Annotated in this window: 17 protein-coding genes and 1 tRNA gene; 14 read left to right on the forward strand and 4 right to left on the reverse strand. The window is 67.5% G+C overall.

The features are described 5' to 3' along the window. Nucleotides 1-26 precede the first annotated feature (26 nt). From ACI3KU_RS09490 to ACI3KU_RS09520, 7 genes are all read left to right on the forward strand, one after another. Entirely contained in the window at nucleotides 27-398 is a 372-nt protein-coding gene (locus tag ACI3KU_RS09490; RefSeq protein ID WP_404922069.1) for a DoxX family protein, read from the forward strand. A 103-nt stretch (nucleotides 399-501) separates the two neighbouring features. After that, nucleotides 502-577 (forward strand) — tRNA-Val (locus ACI3KU_RS09495). A gap of 229 nt (nucleotides 578-806) precedes the next feature. After that, nucleotides 807-1,751: an alpha/beta fold hydrolase gene (locus tag ACI3KU_RS09500; protein WP_404922070.1), complete on the forward strand. Its 945-nt coding sequence runs from the start codon at nucleotides 807-809 to the stop codon at nucleotides 1,749-1,751. Nucleotides 1,752-1,755: 4 nt separating this feature from the next. Then, nucleotides 1,756-2,940, forward strand: coding sequence for a sensor histidine kinase (locus tag ACI3KU_RS09505; RefSeq protein ID WP_404922071.1), 1,185 nt, complete (start codon nucleotides 1,756-1,758; stop codon nucleotides 2,938-2,940). Beyond that, a complete protein-coding gene (locus ACI3KU_RS09510) occupies nucleotides 2,937-3,539 on the forward strand; it encodes a response regulator (protein ID WP_404922072.1) in 603 nt (200 codons plus the stop codon). Before ACI3KU_RS09505 ends, ACI3KU_RS09510 begins: the two co-directional genes overlap by 4 nt. A 149-nt stretch (nucleotides 3,540-3,688) precedes the next feature. Further along, nucleotides 3,689-4,342, forward strand: coding sequence for a hypothetical protein (locus tag ACI3KU_RS09515; protein ID WP_404922073.1), 654 nt, complete (start codon nucleotides 3,689-3,691; stop codon nucleotides 4,340-4,342). Continuing rightward, a complete protein-coding gene (locus ACI3KU_RS09520) occupies nucleotides 4,335-4,634 on the forward strand; it encodes a transcriptional regulator (protein ID WP_404922074.1) in 300 nt (99 codons plus the stop codon). Before ACI3KU_RS09515 ends, ACI3KU_RS09520 begins: the two co-directional genes overlap by 8 nt. Before the next feature lie 147 nt (nucleotides 4,635-4,781). Here ACI3KU_RS09520 and ACI3KU_RS09525 read toward each other — a convergent pair whose 3' ends face one another. The 3 genes from ACI3KU_RS09525 to ACI3KU_RS09535 are packed head-to-tail and all read right to left on the reverse strand — an operon-like array spanning nucleotide 4,782 to nucleotide 6,548. Further along, nucleotides 4,782-5,432 (reverse strand): response regulator, encoded by a 651-nt coding sequence (locus ACI3KU_RS09525; protein WP_404922075.1) that lies wholly within the window; start codon nucleotides 5,430-5,432, stop codon nucleotides 4,782-4,784. After that, nucleotides 5,429-6,097 carry a sensor histidine kinase gene (locus ACI3KU_RS09530; protein ID WP_404922076.1) on the reverse strand — a complete coding sequence of 223 codons (669 nt, stop codon included), beginning with the start codon at nucleotides 6,095-6,097 and terminating at the stop codon, nucleotides 5,429-5,431. The genes ACI3KU_RS09525 and ACI3KU_RS09530 overlap by 4 nt, the downstream gene beginning before the upstream one ends. Next, on the reverse strand, nucleotides 6,039-6,548 hold the full coding sequence (locus tag ACI3KU_RS09535) for a hypothetical protein (RefSeq protein WP_404922077.1): 510 nt from the start codon (nucleotides 6,546-6,548) through the stop codon (nucleotides 6,039-6,041). The genes ACI3KU_RS09530 and ACI3KU_RS09535 overlap by 59 nt, the downstream gene beginning before the upstream one ends. 54 nt (nucleotides 6,549-6,602) lie before the next feature. Here ACI3KU_RS09535 and ACI3KU_RS09540 point away from each other — a divergent pair, with 54 nt between their 5' ends. After that, on the forward strand, nucleotides 6,603-7,028 hold the full coding sequence (locus ACI3KU_RS09540; RefSeq protein ID WP_404922078.1) for a hypothetical protein: 426 nt from the start codon (nucleotides 6,603-6,605) through the stop codon (nucleotides 7,026-7,028). A 55-nt stretch (nucleotides 7,029-7,083) separates the two neighbouring features. Here the strand turns inward: ACI3KU_RS09540 and ACI3KU_RS09545 are convergent, their stop codons facing one another. Then, the gene (locus ACI3KU_RS09545) at nucleotides 7,084-7,773 is read right to left on the reverse strand and encodes an aspartate/glutamate racemase family protein (RefSeq protein ID WP_404922079.1); all 690 of its coding nucleotides are present in this window, start codon (nucleotides 7,771-7,773) and stop codon (nucleotides 7,084-7,086) included. Nucleotides 7,774-7,820: 47 nt separating this feature from the next. Between ACI3KU_RS09545 and ACI3KU_RS09550 the strand changes: the two genes are divergently transcribed. The 6 genes from ACI3KU_RS09550 to ACI3KU_RS09575 all read left to right on the forward strand — a co-directional run bounded on the left by ACI3KU_RS09550 (nucleotide 7,821) and on the right by ACI3KU_RS09575 (nucleotide 14,998). Next, a complete protein-coding gene (locus ACI3KU_RS09550; RefSeq protein ID WP_404922080.1) occupies nucleotides 7,821-8,525 on the forward strand; it encodes a lysophospholipid acyltransferase family protein in 705 nt (234 codons plus the stop codon). A 209-nt stretch (nucleotides 8,526-8,734) separates the two neighbouring features. Next, on the forward strand, nucleotides 8,735-11,461 hold the full coding sequence (aceE, locus tag ACI3KU_RS09555) for a pyruvate dehydrogenase (acetyl-transferring), homodimeric type (RefSeq protein ID WP_404922081.1): 2,727 nt from the start codon (nucleotides 8,735-8,737) through the stop codon (nucleotides 11,459-11,461). A 5-nt stretch (nucleotides 11,462-11,466) separates the two neighbouring features. Further along, entirely contained in the window at nucleotides 11,467-12,717 is a 1,251-nt protein-coding gene (locus ACI3KU_RS09560; protein WP_404922082.1) for a PucR family transcriptional regulator, read from the forward strand. A 58-nt stretch (nucleotides 12,718-12,775) separates the two neighbouring features. After that, nucleotides 12,776-13,702 carry an ACP S-malonyltransferase gene (locus ACI3KU_RS09565; RefSeq protein ID WP_404922083.1) on the forward strand — a complete coding sequence of 309 codons (927 nt, stop codon included), beginning with the start codon at nucleotides 12,776-12,778 and terminating at the stop codon, nucleotides 13,700-13,702. Next, nucleotides 13,699-14,700, forward strand: a complete 1,002-nt coding sequence (locus ACI3KU_RS09570; protein ID WP_404922084.1) for a beta-ketoacyl-ACP synthase III — start codon at nucleotides 13,699-13,701, stop codon at nucleotides 14,698-14,700. The genes ACI3KU_RS09565 and ACI3KU_RS09570 overlap by 4 nt, the downstream gene beginning before the upstream one ends. Before the next feature lie 49 nt (nucleotides 14,701-14,749). Then, nucleotides 14,750-14,998 (forward strand): acyl carrier protein, encoded by a 249-nt coding sequence (locus ACI3KU_RS09575; protein ID WP_404922085.1) that lies wholly within the window; start codon nucleotides 14,750-14,752, stop codon nucleotides 14,996-14,998. Nucleotides 14,999-15,096: the final 98 nt, after the last annotated feature.

Raw genomic sequence — 15,096 nt, forward strand, 5'->3', positions numbered from 1 at the left:
GTAACTCTGTTCACAGAAGGAACCACATGATCATCGCCCTCTGGGTCATCAACTCCTTGCTCGCTCTCGGCTTCCTCGGCGCGGGCGCCAACAAGCTCGCAAAGTCGAAGGATGCTCTCGTCGCCTCCGGTATGGCTTGGGCGAAGGGATTCCCGCCCGCCGCACTGAAGGCGATCGGCGTCGCCGAGGTGGTGGGCGCGCTGGGCCTAATCCTGCCGCTCGCCACGGGGATCGTCCCCGTCCTCTCCCCCATCGCCGCGACATGCCTCGCGATCGTCATGATCGGCGCGGTGGTGGTTCACCTCCGTCACCGGGACCCGGCGAAGGCGGTTCTGCCGTCCGTGGTGTTGGGCGCACTCTCCCTCGTGAGCGCCATTCTGGGCTTCGTGGCGGTGTGACATCCCATAAGTACAGGGCTGATATCGACGAGATATCAGCCCTGTACTTATATACCCGCCACGTGCTCGGCGGACGCCGCACGCCGGATAGTATGGACGACGAGGGCCTTTAGCTCAGCTGGTAGAGCGCCACGTTTACACCGTGGATGTCGTCGGTTCGATCCCGGCAGGGCCCACCACAGGACGATCGTGCTCTCCACTCATCCGGCCGTAAGTCGCCCGCGGTGTCAGAACTCGTTGAGACTCGCATCAGCCAGCTCGCGCCGAGCGCACGCGTCGTGAACCGACGACATCCACGGTGAAACACGTCGGTTCGATCCGTGCCGCGCCTCACCCATGACGCATGTCACGGGCGGGCGTGACATCACGACACTTCTCCCCACCACCCCGCACCGGTTGGCTGGAGGTATGCGAAAGCCTCTGAAAGTCACCCTGATCACCCTCGGCTCCGTGCTGGCGATTCCGGTCGTCCTGCTGGGCACCACGTTCGCCGTCAATGCCGTGGCGACGCGGCACGAACTGGCGAGCATCAAAGACTACGGCCAGCGTGTGGACGTCGATGGGCACGAGATGAACGTCGTGATCACCGGTACCGGTGACGACACGATCGTGCTGCTGCCGGGACTCGGCACCGCATCGCCGTGGCTGGACTATCAGCCGCTCGTCACCAAGCTGGAGCAGGATCACCGCGTCGTCGTGGTCGAGCCGTTCGGCTACGGCCTCAGCGACCAGACCGACGTCCCCCGCACCACGAAGAACATCGTCGAGGAAGTCCACACCGCGCTGCAGGAGGTGGACATCACCCGCTACACCCTGATGGGACACTCGATCGCGGGACTGTACGCCCTCACCTACGCCGAGCAGTATCGGGACGAGCTGCGTGCTTTCGTGGGCATCGACACCAGCGTGCCGAACCAGCCGGGGTGGGATGACCCCACATCGACCGCCGGGATCACCGACCTGCGCAATCTCGGCATCACGCGAGCACTGTCCGCGCTGAGCGGCGATCCGTACGCGGGCCTGCCCTACTCAGACGATGAGAAGCAGCAGATGGGCTACTTCACCACGCGCAATGCGTCGGAGCCCACCGTTCTGAACGAACTCGAGAACGCCTCCGCGAACTTCGGCGCGGCCGCCACTGCGACCTTCCCCGCAGACCTGCCGGTCCTGCTGTTCATCGCCACCCAGGACGGCGACTTCGACAACTGGAAGAACCTGCACGACGGGCAGGTCGCACGGTTGCAGAACGGCAGCGTCGTCCCCCTCGATGGAACCCACTACCTGCACCACACGCAGTCCGAGACCATCGCGCAGGACACCGACGAGTTCCTCTCGGCTCTGCCGGTACGCTGAGCGCATGACGCAGCCCGGGCACACCGCGGCGCGGAGCTCGCGTGACTCCACTTGGGTGCGCCGTTCCACGGCCGCGAGCCTGTATGCCATCATCGCGGTCGGCGCCGGAGTGGCTATCATGGCGGAGCTCATGCCGGGTGACCCACGATCCGTGACACTCGCAGCGCTCACCGTGATCTCGGCGGGAGCGATGGCGGCTTCGGTTCTGACGGTTGTCCGCCGACCGAAGCCTCGGAGCGCAACGCATCCAGCACTCCTGCTCGCCGCTGCCCTGTCCACCATCGCCTGGGCGGCAGCGATCGCCGCCCCCTTCGCGGGCTGGGGATGGGGCTTCATGCTCGCCGTTGCTGGAGGCATCATCGCCAGCGTCCTGCGAGCACGGTGGGCAGCCTGCGTGATCGCAGTGACGATCGGACTGCTCGCGACCGGAGCCGTCACCGCGTTCCGCGGCATCTCACCGGCGGGGCCCGGCGCCGAGGCCTACGTCATGCTGGCGACCCTGGGGATGTTCGTCCTGCTCCCCACGAGCGCGATGTGGGCGCTGCGCGTGGTGCTGAGGCTCGAGACCGCCCGCCAGGTCGCAACCGAACTCGCGATCGCTCAGGAGCGGCTGCGGTTCGCCACCGACCTGCACGACATTCAGGGTCACCACCTCCAGGTCATCGCCCTGAAGAGCGAGTTGGCTGAGCGCCTGCTCGAACAGGATCCGGAACGCGCCGCCGATGAGGTCGCGCAGATCCGAGCGATCGCGCGCGAAGCGCTGGAAGACACCAGAGCTGTGGTGAACGACTACCGCTCGGTGACCCTCACCGTTGAAGCTCGAAACGCCGCGGCCGTACTCCGCTCCGCAGCCATCGACTGCGAGGTGGCGCTGGAGAGCACGGGGCTCGATCCCCAGCTGGAGACCTTGTTCGCCGTGGCCCTGCGCGAAGCGACCACGAACATCCTCCGCCACAGCTCCGCCACCCGCGCGAAGATCCGGCTGCAGTTCGCCGCCGCCGGATGGGAGCTCACCGTCGGCAACGACGGGGCTGGCGCGACGAAGACGGGCGGAACCGGGCTCAGCGGCCTCCGCAATCGGGTCGCACCGTTCGGCGGCAGCGTCACCGCGCATCGCGACGGCGAGTGGTTCGAGGTGATCGTGAGCATTCCACGTCCCGATGTCACACCTTCGGAGGTCAACCGATGATCCGCCTGGTGATTGCAGACGACGAGCAGCTCATCCGCGGCGCGCTCGCTGCGCTGCTCGCCCTGGAACCCGATATCGATGTTCTGGGCGAAGCTCAGGATGGAGCGAGCGCCGTCAGCACCGCCCTCACTCATCGACCGGATATCGCCCTTCTCGATCTCGAGATGCCGGGCATGGACGGCGTCGACGCGGCTCGGGAGATCATCGCGCAGACCGATGCGGTCGTCGTGATCGTCACCCGCCACGCGCGGCCCGGCGCACTGCGACGAGCCCTGTCCGCCGGTGTCCGCGGATTCGTTCCGAAGTCGACGCCGGCCGGAGAGCTCGCCGACATCATCCGTCGGGTCGCGGCGGGCGAACGCTATGTGGACGCGAGCCTGGCCGCCGCCGCGCTCACAGAAGACGAGAGCCCGCTCACTCCGCGCGAGACAGACGTGCTCCGACTCACCGACCAGGGTCTGCCACTCAAACACATCGCACGCGAACTGGGACTCGCCTCGGGCACGGTCCGCAATCACGCCTCGTCGGCGATCATCAAACTCCACGCCGACGACCGCCAGACCGCCGCCCGCATCGCGCGGGAACGCGGCTGGATCTAGGACCCAACGCGGGCCTGTCCGAAGACATCCCGCGACCGACGATCAGAGCACGCTTGCACATGGCTGTTGACTTTGTGCTACAAAGTTGCTGTCATTACAAAGTAGCTTGTGTTGCAGATCGCAGCAGGAGATGAACACGGAGGTGCGTCATGAGTGGTGAAGACCAAGCGGCCGATCCGGCAGCCATCTTGCGAGGGATTGCGGATGACAGTGACAAGGCGAAACTGGCACTGGCGCCGAACGCGCGCCTGCTCTATGTCACGTGGGGCGCAGCGTGGATCGTGAGCTTCGCCGCGCTCTATCTTGCCTTCGCGCCGAACAGCGGCCAGCCGCTCCCCCTTGCGGCAGGCCTCGCCGTCGCGGCCGTCGCCGTCGCCGCGGCCATCGTGATCTCGACGGTCCACTCGGCCCGACGCGGCACCGGCACGCGTGGGCCGTCTGTGGTGCAGGGCGCGATCTTCGGCAACATCTACCCCGTTGCCTTCGCCCTGATCGGCCTGCTCGGCTGGCGGTTGACCAGCGCAGGAGTCCCCGTTGACGTCATGCTCTCCTACTGGATGGCCGGCCCCTGCCTGGTGATCGGAGCTCTCTCCGTCGCCGGAGCCGTGCTGTGGAACGACCGGTCTCAGCTCGTCTTCGGCGTCTGGATCCTCGTCGTCGGGCTCGGCTCGCTGGCCGTGTCGCCGCCGCACAACCTTCTGGCGGGCGTCGTCGGGGGCGTGGGATTCCTGGTCCTGGCGATCATCGAGACGGCGAAGCCTGCGCTCACGACCGGGTCCGTCACGAGTGCCAGCCATGGATGAGCTCGACCCTGTCATCCACGTCCAGGCGCGACTGCGCATCGTGACGATCCTCGATGCCCTCGGGAGTGGTGACTCGCTCTCCTTCCCCCGGCTGCAGACCCTCCTCAGCACGACGTCGGGAAATCTTGCGACGCACCTCCGCAAGCTCGAGGACTCGGGCTACGCCATCGTCGAGAAGGTGCTCGAGGGACGAAACCCCGTCACGTATGTGAGTCTCACCGACGAGGGCCGACTCGCCTTCCGGGTGTACAAGAAGCACCTCCGCGCTCTGCTGGATTCGTCGGAGAGCTAGCTCAGAACGCACGCGCCGGGGCCTCATGCATCGCGAAGGCGCAGAGCGAGCCAGGCGGCAAGGCAGAGCAGCAATGCCCAGGTCGCCATGACGAGACCGCCGGTACCGGATCGCCGTGTCTGTCTGCGAGAGTCGACAGTTCGCCGGTCAGCGCAGCGGTGGCGTGATCAATCCGGTCTCGTAGGCGATCACGACGAGGCCGGCACGGTCGCGGGCCTGCAGCTTCGTCAGGATCCGACTCACATAGGTGCGAACCGTGGTGACCGTCACGAACAGGGCCGCCGCGATCTCCGCATTGCTGCTTCCCTGCCCGATGAGCACGAGCGTCTCGCGTTCGCGCGCAGTGAGCGCAGCGAGAACGGAGTCGTCACGCTGCGGAGCGAACCTCGAGATCAGTCGACGGGTGACCTCCGGGGCGAGCAGGGCGTTGCCCTCATGGACCACGCGGATCGCACGGAGGATGTCCGCCGGCGTGCTGTTCTTCAGCAGGAAACCGGAGGCACCAGCACTGAGCGCGCCGTACACATACTCATCGAGATCGAACGTGGTGAGAACGAGTACCCGCGGTGCTCGCTGAGCGGACGTCAGCACCCGGGTGGCTTCGATGCCGCCCCGTCTCGGCATCTGAACATCCATCAGCACGACGTCCGGGCGTTCGCGTCGCACCAGCTCGATCGCGGTGTCTCCGTCCACGGCCACACCCACCACCGCCAGGCCCGGATCGCTGTCCACGAGCAGCCGCAGCGCGTCACGAACGGCCGGCTCGTCGTCGGTGATGACCACTCGGATCTCGCTCATCGCTCCTCCGCAGATGGTGCGCATGGGAGATCAGCCACCACGGTGACACCCGTCGCCGTCGCCACCCAGTCCACGGTTCCGCCGACCAGTTCCGCCCGCTCTCGCATTCCGGTCAGACCATTACCCGCTCGGATCCCCGCCGGCGCACGACTACCGGTGTCCGCCACACGCACCTGCAATCGGTCGGAGTTCAGGTGCACGGTCACGACGGCCGACGCGGGGGCAGCGTGACGGATGATGTTGGTCACTGCCTCACGAATGATCCGCTGTGCCGTGGTCCGTACCGCGACCGGGAGGGCATCCACGGCAGGATCGACGCCCAGCGCCACGGTCACACCCGTGCGTTCCGCGTCCCGAGCGATGTCTGCGAGCGCGACAGACAGCACGGGCACCGGGGCGTCCGTGTCTCCGGCCCTTTCGCGATGCAGCAGATCGCGCAGATCGCCGAGCGACGAGCGCGCGTCACTCTCGATGTCCCGTAGGGTGGCGCGCAATTCAGTCGCCCCTAGCGATTCGACGTGGGCAGCGACGCCCGCACGCACGCCGATCGACCCCAGCGAGTGCGACAGCACATCGTGAACATCGCGTGAGAGCCGGAGCCGCTCCTCAGTGCGCGAGCGCGCCCCGACCGCCAGCTCGCCCTCCCGCGTGCGCACCCCGAGCATCCAGGCAGCCGACAGCACCACCCCCGCTCAACAGCACGAGGCGGATGCCGCCGCTCACCGCGTCACCACCGAGCACGGCCGCACCGATCAATACCCCGGTGGCCGCAGCGAGCATCCACCACGGGAAGCGACGCGTGCCGCGGACGTTGGCCCAGCGAAACAGCGCGAAGCCGGTGAGCAGGAAGGGATCAGCGGTCACGCCCGCGGCCCATGCGCTCACAGTCGCCGCCGCGGCGAGGAACGTTCCCCAGCCGGGAGCACGTGCGCTCAGCACCACGCCCGCGAGTGCGGCGGCCGCCAGGAGCAGCTGAATCGCCCGCGTTGCGCCGTCATGTGGTGCCACGGTCAACCACAGCCCCAGCACGACCAGGAGCGCGAGGACCAGCTCCCGCACCCATCGCGGCAGAGAAGGCAGCCGACGGATGAGAGCTGGCCGTGTCCCCGTCTGCATGCGCCCATCGTACGAGGCGGCCCAGAATGGAACACATCCAGACAGGAGTCCGCCATGCTCACGACCGCCGAGATCGCCGCCCGCGTTGCGGGTGATCGGCTTCCGCTGCTCACTCTCGACGAGTTCTTCGATGGCAACGTCGCCGAGGACTCCCTCGCACCCAATCGCTGGGGCTTCGGGCGACCCACGCTCGCGGAGATCGCTGACCGGCTGCGGACGCTCGGCGAACGCGATGACATCGCGTGGATACGCATCGGACTTCACGACGACACGGAGCTGGACGAGGCGACCGGAGACGTCATCGCCGAATCGGTGCTGCTGTCCACGACACTTCCCGCAGCCGAGCTGGAGGAGATGCTCGACGTCGAGTGGCTGCACAGCGACGGCATCGTCGAATCGGACGAGTCGTCGATGGAGGACTACACCGACATTCCGCCCGTGATCGGACATCACCGAGTGGTGTTCCTCGTCTGGGATTGACCGCGGCGAGCGCAGGTCTCCGCGTCGGAGGATGACCGCATGGGGACCGATGTGGTCAGAGGCCGGCGGCTCTCAGAGCAGCCGTGACGTGCAGCGCGGTCGTCGGGAACACCGGCACCGGGGCGTCCTCCTGGGTGATGAGCAGCTCGATCTCCGTGCAGCCGAGGATGATTCCCTCGGCTCCATCGGCAACGAGGTTCCCGATGACGTCGCGGTACTTCTGCCGCGACTGCTCGGTGACGATGCCCTGCACGAGTTCCTCATAGATGATGCCGTGCACCGTCGCGCGGTCCTCGGCGTTCGGAATGACCGCGGTGATCCCGTGCCGCGCGAGGCGATCGCGATAGAAGTCCTGCTCCATGGTGAAGGCGGTGCCGAGCAGACCGACCGTCGTCAGGCCCGCCGCACGGATCGCCTCCGCGGTGGTGTCTGCGATGTGCAGGAACGGGACGCTGATCGCGTCGGTGATCCTGTCGGCGACCAGATGCATCGTGTTCGTGCATAGCACGATGAGCCCTGCGCCCGCAGCCTCCAGGCCTCGCGCATGGGCAGCGAGGAGCGCTCCCGCCGCTTCCCAGTCGCCGGAAGCCTGCATCGCCTCGATCTCGGCGAAGTCGAGCGAGTCGAGCAGGATCGGCGCCGAGTGGAATCCGCCCAGCTCCTGCCGAACCTTCTCGTTGGCCAGCCGATACCAGTCCAACGACGACTCCCAGCTCATTCCGCCGAGCACGCCAATCATCCGCATGCGACCACGCTACCGCCGGGCTTTGTCCGCGTCTTTAGGATCGGATGGTGAGTGATGCCGAAACCCAGATCCCGAAGCCGGGGGCCGTCTACTACTTCGGGCGCGCGGTGCTGCGCCCCCTCTTCGCGGTGGTCTACGGCGCACGCACCAGCGGCCGAGAGAATCTACCCGCAACGGGACCTGTCCTCCTCGTCTCCAATCACCTCTCGGGTTGGGACACCGTGCTGATCCCGACAGCGGCCTCACGACCCGTCCAGTTCCTGACGAAATCGAGCCTCTTCACACGGCCGGGCGTCCTCGGTCGGTTCCTCGGCTGGTTCTTCACCTCCATCGGCGGGGTACCTGTGCTCCGCACCGCGGGGCAGGCGGCGCAGGCGGCACTGGAATCCGGGGCGCGGATTCTGCGTGCCGGCAGCGCCTTCGCCGTGTTCCCTGAGGGCACACGGTCCCGCGATGGCCGGCTCTACAAGGGCCGCAGCGGCGCAGGATGGATGGCGCTCGAAACCGGAGCCGCTGTGGTTCCTGTCGGGGTGATCGGCACCGCCGAGATGACCCCGTTCGGCATGCTCCGCGGGCGCACGCGGCCCGAGGTGCGGTTCGGAAGGCCGCTCGATCTCAGCGATCTCACCGGCCTGCCCCAAGGTGCCGCTCGTCGTATCGCGACGGAACGGATGATGGACGCGATCGCCGCGCTCTCCGGCCAGGAGCGCGCCGATGTCGTGAACGGCTCCAGCCAGGACGCCGGCGCATAGGCCTTGCCGACACGGATCACGAGGAGCCGTCCTCACCCGCTGCCGGCGCATTCGCTGACCGCCGCCAAACTCCTGCTCGCCCTGCCGCACGTCGCTTCGCCGAATGTGGGTAGGCTGGTGATGCGCATGCCGTGTGATGTCTACAACACTCCCCGTGCGCCGATCCGCCCCCTTTGGCATGATCTGCCAGTACGACGAAAGGTCGCCCGGTGACTGTTCACGACCAGGATCCCTACAGCCAAGAACCTCTCGACAGCGATCCCGAAGAGACCGCGGAGTGGCAGGAATCCCTCACCGATCTCGTTGATGCCAAGGGTCCGCAGCGCGGCCGGGAGATCATGCTCAGCATGCTCTCCACCTCGCGCGAGCTGCACCTCGGCGTGCCGATGGTTCCGACCACGGACTACATCAACACGATCGCCCCCGTCAACGAGCCCGAGTTCCCGGGCGACGAGGAGCTGGAGCGCCGCTACCGCTCCTGGATCCGCTGGAACGCCGCCATCATGGTGCACCGCGCTCAGCGCCCCGGCATCGGCGTCGGCGGCCACATCTCCACGTACGCGGGAGCGGCGACGCTCTACGAAGTGGGCTTCAACCACTTCTTCCGCGGCCACGGCCACCCGGGCGGTGGCGACCAGATCTTCATCCAGGGCCACGCTTCCCCCGGCATCTACGCCCGCTCGTTCCTCGAGGGTCGCCTCTCCGAGGCGCAGCTCGACGGCTTCCGCCAGGAGAAGTCGGCGGGCGCCAACGGTCTGCCCTCGTACCCGCACCCGCGTCTCATGCCGGAGTACTGGCAGTTCCCGACGGTCTCGATGGGCCTCGGCCCGATCAACGCCATCTACCAGGCGATGACCAACAAGTACCTCACCAACCGCGGCATCAAAGACGCCAGCGACTCGCACGTGTGGGCCTTCCTGGGCGACGGCGAGATGGACGAGGTCGAATCGCGTGGTCAGCTGCAGGTTGCCGCCAACGAGGGCCTGGACAACCTCACCTTCGTGATCAACGCCAACCTCCAGCGCCTCGACGGCCCGGTGCGCGGCAACGGCAAGATCGTGCAGGAGCTGGAGAGCTTCTTCCGCGGCGCCGGCTGGAACGTCATCAAGGTGGTCTGGGGTCGCGAATGGGACGATCTGCTCGCCCGCGACAAGGACGGCGCGCTCGTCAACCTGATGAACGTCACCCCCGACGGTGACTACCAGACCTACAAGGCCGAGTCCGGCGCGTTCATCCGCGAGAACTTCTTCGGTCGCGACCCGCGCACGCTCAAGATGGTCGAGGACTACAGCGACGACCAGATCTGGCGCCTGCGCCGCGGTGGTCACGACTACCGCAAGGTGTACGCCGCCTACAAGGCCGCGATGGAGCACAAGGGTCAGCCCACCGTCATCATCGCGAAGACGGTCAAGGGCTACGGTCTGGGCCCGCACTTCGAGGGTCGCAACGCCACGCACCAGATGAAGAAGATGACGCTGGACGACCTGAAGCTGTTCCGCGACACCATGCACATTCCGGTGTCCGATGCACAGCTCGAGGCCAACCCGTACCTGCCCCCGTATTACAACCCGGGCGAGCAGGACGAGACCACGCAGTACATGCTGGAGCGTCGTCGTTCCCTCGGCGGATTCCTCCCGGAGCGTCGCACCACCCACGTTGGTCTGGAACTCCCGGGAGATGACGCCTACAAGCTCGTCAAGAAGGGCTCCGGCACGCAGGAGATCGCCACCACGATGGCGTTCGCTCGACTGCTGAAGGACCTGCTGCGCGACAAGAACATCGGACACCGCATCGTCCCCGTCATCCCCGACGAGGCGCGCACGTTCGGTATGGACGCGTACTTCCCCACCGCCAAGATCTACAACCCGCACGGCCAGAACTACGTCTCGGTCGACCGCGAGCTGCTGCTGGCGTACAAGGAGAGCCCGCAGGGCCAGATCGTGCACGTCGGCATCAACGAGGCCGGTGCCACCGCCGCGTTCACCACTACGGGAACGTCCTACGCCACGCACGGCGAACCGCTGATCCCGGTCTACATCTTCTACTCGATGTTCGGCCACCAGCGCACCGGCGACGCCTTCTGGGCAGCCGGCGACCAGATGGCGCGCGGTTTCGTGATCGGCGCCACCGCCGGTCGCACCACGCTCACCGGTGAGGGACTGCAGCACGCCGACGGACACTCGCCGCTGCTCGCCTCCACCAACCCGGCCACCATCGCCTACGACCCGGCCTACGGATACGAGCTGGCGCACATCGTGCAGGCGGGCCTGGACCGCATGTACGGCGGAAGCCACCCGGACCCCGACGTGATGTACTACATCACCGTCTACAACGAGCCGATCGTCCAGCCGTCCGAGCCCGAGGGGGTCGACGTGGACGGCATCCTCCGCGGTATGCACCGCATCTCCGCGGCCACCGGCTCCGGACCCCGCGCGCAGGTGCTCGCCTCCGGCGTGGGTGTGCCGTGGGCGCTGGAGGCACAGCAGCTGCTGGCCGACGACTGGGGCGTGTCCGCAGACGTCTGGTCGGTCACCTCCTGGGGCGAGCTGCGCAAGGACGGCCTGGCGGCGGACGAGCACAACTTCCTCCACCCCGAGGAAGAGCCGCTGGTGCCGTACGTCACGCGTCGTCTGAACGAGGTCGATGGCCCCGTCACCGCAGTGAGCGACTACATGCACGCGGTGCAGGACCAGATCCGTCAGTGGGTTCCGCAGCGCTTCGCGTCGCTCGGCGCCGACGGCTTCGGGTTCTCGGACACCCGCGCGGCAGCGCGTCGCTTCTTCAAGATCGACGGCCCGTCGATCGTGGTGCGCACGCTCCTGTCGCTGGCTGAGGACGGCAAGATCGACCGCTCGGTCGTGAAGGCCGCCATCGACAAGTACGACCTGTTCAACGTCAACGCCGGGACCAGCGGAAACGCGGGCGGCGAGAGCTGACAGCGGTGGCGAACGCGCCGGCCGGGGACATCCCCCAGGACAAGGCCGAGACTCTCGCATGGTTGCGGAAGATCTCGGGTGACCTGGCGACGGTGACCACGAAGCGTCTCGAAGAGAGGCTTCCGTGGTACGCCGAGATGCCCCCGGCGCGGCGCTCGTCCGTCGGTCTGGTCGCCCAGGCCGGCATCACCTCCTTCATCCAGTGGTACGAGGACCCCACCTCCACCCCCTGGATCGCCGCCGACATCTTCGCCGCTGCGCCGCGCGAGCTGCTGCGCAGCGTCAGCCTGCAGCAGACCCTGCAGCTCATCCGCGTCACCGTCGAGGTGACCGAGGAGCGCGTGGCCGGGCGCGGCGGTCACGTCCATGAGGCGATCCTCGAGTACTCCCGCGATGTCGCCTTCACGGCGGCGGACGTCTACGCGCGGGCCGCCGAGGCACGCGGACTGTGGGATGCGCGTCTGGAAGCCCTCGTCGTCGACTCCATCCTCACGGGAGAGACCGACGACGAGCTGCCCAGCCGCATCGCCGCACTGGGGTGGCATGGACATGGCGAGGTGAGCGTGCTCGTGGGCACGACTCCCCCGATGTTCGATATCGATCAGGTGCGCCGGACCGCCCGCAAGCTGGGCGTCGACGTGCTGGTGGGCGTCCAGGGTGCACGACTGGTGCTGGTGATCGGTCGTGCGCAGGATCCCGCCGCCGACGCGGAGCCCGCCGAAGGGCAGCCCTTCCTCGACATCGCTCTGGTCTTGGAGCCCTGTTTCGGTGCCGGTCACCTCGTCCTGGGACCCACGGTGCCCGCACTCGTCGACGCCAGCCTGTCGGCACGGGCAGCTCTCGCCGGCTTCGCCGTCGCAAGCGGTTGGCGTCATGCACCGCGCCCGGTCGAGGCCGACGACCTTCTTCCCGAACGAGCACTGGCCGGAGACCCTCTCGCACGCACCACGCTGGTCGAGCGCATCTACCGTCCCCTCCTCGCGCACTCCGCCGACCTCGTCGCCACGCTCTGGAGCTACCTGGATAACGGTCGCTCGCTGGAGGCCACCGCTCGCGAGCTCTTCGTGCACCCCAACACGGTCCGCTACCGACTCAAGCGCGTGAGCGAGATCATCGGGTGGGATGCGACCGGACCCCGCGAAGCGCTGATCCTGCAGACCGCGCTCATCCTCGGCTCGATCGGTGCCGCGGAGGGCGTCCGGCGGCGTCCGACACGCCGCAACGGCCAAATCCTGTCGACCTCGCACAAACAGTGATCGATTTCTTGTGAGGAGTATGCCAGCGCCTGGCCCGATTCCTTGGCAAACTGAATCAGTGATCGTCCTCGCATGCCCTGGTCAGGGCTCACAGACTCCCGGATTCCTCACCCCCTGGCTTGAGCTGGCGGGTGCTCGTGAGCGCCTGGAGGCCTACTCCGACGCGGCGCAGGTCGACCTGATCGAGCACGGCACGCAGTCCGATGCCGACACCATCCGCGACACCGCCATCGCGCAGCCGCTGATCGTGGCGGCCAGCCTTCTGGCGTTCCACGCACTGGGTGAGGCCGCAAGCCGGGCCGCCGGTGTGGCGGGGCACTCCGTGGGCGAGGTCGCAGCGCTGGCTGTCACCGGCATCGTCTCGGACACGCGCGCGATGCATCTCGTCGGCGAGCGCGGCCGCGCGATGGCAACAGCTGCCGCGGAGGCTGCCACTGGAATGGCGGCCGTGGTCGGCGGCGTCGAGGACGACGTCCTCGATGCGATCACCGGCGCGGGTCTTGAGCCCGCCAACTTCAACGGCGGAGGGCAGATCGTCGCCGCCGGTGCCGTCGAGGGCATCACAGCGCTCGGTGAGAACGCCCCGCGCGGAGCCCGGGTGATCCCACTGCAGGTGGCCGGTGCCTTCCACACCCGCTACATGGCCTCCGCTCGCACCGCCCTGCAGAACGCCGTGGAGACGGCCTCGGCAGACGGCGTACAGGCTCCCGATCGCACGCTGTGGACGAACAGCGACGGCACCACCGTCTCCGACGGTGCGCGGGCCCTCGAGCTGATCGTCCACCAGGTCACCTCCCCCGTGCGCTGGGACCTCTGCATGACATCCTTCGCTGACGCCGGAATCACCGGCATGATCGAACTGGCTCCGGCCGGAGCACTCGTCGGCCTCGCCAAGCGCGGCCTGCGGGGCGTGCCGACGGTGGCGGTCAAAACCCCGGACGACCTGGAAGCGGCCGTCGCGATGCTGAACGGAGACAACGCATGAGCGTCACGCTGACCCAGGGGCAGGGCCCCGCCTTCACCCGCATCTATTCCTACGGTGCGGCCCGTGGCGAGAACGCCGTGACCAACGACGAGATCATCGAGCCGATCAACTCCTCGGACGAGTGGATCCGCCAGCGCACCGGTGTCGTCACGCGCGTGCGCGCGGTTCCCACGACGAGTGCCACCGACCTTGCCACCGCGGCCGCTACCGAGGCGATCGCGAAGAGTGGCATCGACCCGGCGGAGATCGACCTCGTCATCTGCGCCACGATCAGCAACGTGCAGCAGACCCCGTCGATGTCCGCTGTCGTGGCCGACCGTGTCGGCGCGAATCCTGCCGCCGCGTACGACAGCAACGCCGCCTGCGCCGGATTCACCTATGGCGTCGCACAGGCCGACGCGCTGATTCGCGCCGGCGCAGCCAAGTACGCCGTCGTGATCGGCGCCGAGAAGCTGTCCGACGTGATCGATCCCACCGACCGGACCATCTCGTTCCTGCTCGGCGACGGTGCGGGTGCCGTGGTCATCGGTCCGAGCGACACCCCCGGCATCTCCGCCACCGTGTGGGGTTCGGACGGCTCCCGGGCCGACACCGTCGGCATGGACCACACTCTGGTGGAGTTCCGCGACGGTGAGGCGAAGTGGCCGACGCTGCGTCAGGAAGGCCCCAGCGTCTTCCGGTGGGCCGTCTGGGACATGGCCAAGGTCGCCAAGCAGGCCCTGGAGGTCGCCGGCGTGCAGGCGTCCGACCTCGCCGCTTTCGTCCCCCACCAGGCCAACATGCGCATCATTGACGAGTTCGCCAAGCAGCTCGGCCTGCCGGAGAGCGTCGCGATCGCCCGCGACATCGAGACGACCGGCAATACCTCGGCTGCCTCCGTGCCGCTGGCCACACATCGCCTGCTCGAGGAGCACCCGGAGCTCAGCGGCGGACTCGCGCTGCAGATCGGCTTCGGGGCCGGACTCGTGTACGGCGCGCAGGTCGTCGTCCTCCCCTGACGCCTCCCCCATAAACTGTTTCCCGCCCATCCAACAACAAGGAGAAATCATGGCATTCACGAAGGACGAGGTCCTCGCTGGCCTTGCCGAGCTCGTCACCGACGAGACCGGCATCTCGGCCGACGAGGTCGCGCTGGACAAGTCGTTCACCGATGACCTCGACATCGACTCGATCTCCATGATGACGATCGTCGTCAACGCCGAGGAGAAGTTCGGCGTCAAGATCCCGGACGACGAGGTCAAGAACCTGAAGACCGTCGGCAACGCCGTGGACTTCATCGTCGCAGGCCAGGAGTAACTCCTTCGGCGTGCCGCAGCAACGAGCTGCGGCACGCCGCCCCTTGATACGTCCCTCGCGGACTCAGGTCCCACCAGGACCGCCCATGCTTTTCGCAC

Source organism: Microbacterium sp. ZW T5_56, from assembly GCF_044987425.1.
In the GTDB taxonomy this organism is placed as follows: domain Bacteria; phylum Actinomycetota; class Actinomycetes; order Actinomycetales; family Microbacteriaceae; genus Microbacterium.

Bases quoted from the DNA above. Each gene is read 5' to 3' on its own strand.
- ACI3KU_RS09500 (WP_404922070.1), top strand. From the start codon at position 807: ATGCGAAAGCCTCTGAAAGTCACCCTGATCACCCTCGGCTCCGTGCTG.
- ACI3KU_RS09545 (WP_404922079.1), bottom strand. From the start codon at position 7,773: ATGCGGATGATTGGCGTGCTCGGCGGAATGAGCTGGGAGTCGTCGTTG.
- ACI3KU_RS09530 (WP_404922076.1), bottom strand. From the start codon at position 6,097: ATGCTCGGGGTGCGCACGCGGGAGGGCGAGCTGGCGGTCGGGGCGCGC.
- ACI3KU_RS09575 (WP_404922085.1), top strand. From the start codon at position 14,750: ATGGCATTCACGAAGGACGAGGTCCTCGCTGGCCTTGCCGAGCTCGTC.
- ACI3KU_RS09490 (WP_404922069.1), top strand. From the start codon at position 27: ATGATCATCGCCCTCTGGGTCATCAACTCCTTGCTCGCTCTCGGCTTC.
- ACI3KU_RS09535 (WP_404922077.1), bottom strand. From the start codon at position 6,548: ATGCAGACGGGGACACGGCCAGCTCTCATCCGTCGGCTGCCTTCTCTG.
- ACI3KU_RS09505 (WP_404922071.1), top strand. From the start codon at position 1,756: ATGACGCAGCCCGGGCACACCGCGGCGCGGAGCTCGCGTGACTCCACT.
- ACI3KU_RS09570 (WP_404922084.1), top strand. From the start codon at position 13,699: ATGAGCGTCACGCTGACCCAGGGGCAGGGCCCCGCCTTCACCCGCATC.
- ACI3KU_RS09525 (WP_404922075.1), bottom strand. From the start codon at position 5,432: ATGAGCGAGATCCGAGTGGTCATCACCGACGACGAGCCGGCCGTTCGT.
- ACI3KU_RS09515 (WP_404922073.1), top strand. From the start codon at position 3,689: ATGAGTGGTGAAGACCAAGCGGCCGATCCGGCAGCCATCTTGCGAGGG.
- ACI3KU_RS09520 (WP_404922074.1), top strand. From the start codon at position 4,335: ATGGATGAGCTCGACCCTGTCATCCACGTCCAGGCGCGACTGCGCATC.
- ACI3KU_RS09510 (WP_404922072.1), top strand. From the start codon at position 2,937: ATGATCCGCCTGGTGATTGCAGACGACGAGCAGCTCATCCGCGGCGCG.
- ACI3KU_RS09540 (WP_404922078.1), top strand. From the start codon at position 6,603: ATGCTCACGACCGCCGAGATCGCCGCCCGCGTTGCGGGTGATCGGCTT.